This is a genomic window from Microbacterium sp. P5_E9 (assembly GCF_054049175.1).
In genome coordinates this window covers 1-718 of the sequence record NZ_JBFUMV010000060.1, presented here as the reverse complement: position 1 = coordinate 718, position 718 = coordinate 1, and the positions used below count along the sequence as shown (strand labels likewise).

Annotated in this window: 1 protein-coding gene; it reads right to left on the bottom strand. The window is 65.3% G+C overall.

Going from position 1 to position 718, the window contains the following annotated elements; genetic code table 11:
• Positions 1-52: 52 nt before the first annotated feature.
• Entirely contained in the window at positions 53-571 is a 519-nt protein-coding gene (locus ACXJ3V_RS20215) for a septal ring lytic transglycosylase RlpA family protein (RefSeq protein ID WP_457102147.1), read from the bottom strand.
• Positions 572-718: the final 147 nt, after the last annotated feature.

Here is a 718-nt window from a genome sequence, read left to right as displayed (position 1 = left end):
ATTTGCAGCTGCGTTTCATTCGTCATCGTGTCGCCGCCCCGCCGGGCTTGGTTCAATCAGGCTGCGGTATCGACAACGGGGTGACTTCGACCTGTGCCACGCCGTCTTCTCGCGAAAGCCCGATTTCGCGTGCCGTCGCGGGCGAGACGTCGACGATGCGGCCCTTCACATAGGGACCGCGATCCTGGATGGTGACCACCGCACTGCGCCCAGTCTCCAGATTGGTCACCCTGGCGGTGGTGCCGAGGGGCAGCGTCTTGCTGGCAGCGTTGTCGTCGCGCGGGTCCATTCGGGTGCCGTCCGCCATCTTTCGGCCCGTGAACTTGTCAGCGTAGAAGGATGCCTTTCCGACGTGCTTGCTGCCGCTGCGGTCGACGCCCGGCTTCGCTGACGACGAGGATTTTGGAGTCGATCGCGGCGAGCTCGGCGCGGCCTCGCGCGACGAACTCACATCCGGAACGGAGCCTTGCGCGCCCCGGTCCGTCGGCTTGGGAGCGATTGCGCAGCCGGAGACCGTGCAGGCGATGACGGTGAGCGCCGCGAGGTATCGGGAAGACGGGAGCGTTGACATGCGAGCCTCCCGCGATCAGCCATGCCGTTTGAAGTACTGCACCTCGCGCTCGTGCTGCTCTGCCTGCGCGCGAGTTTCGAAAGTGCCGAGGTTGCGCCGTCGACCGGTCTTCGGATCGACCTTGCGCGAATAGAGACGGTATTGGCC

Bases quoted from the DNA above. Each gene is read 5' to 3' on its own strand.
- ACXJ3V_RS20215 (WP_457102147.1), bottom strand. From the start codon at position 571: ATGTCAACGCTCCCGTCTTCCCGATACCTCGCGGCGCTCACCGTCATC.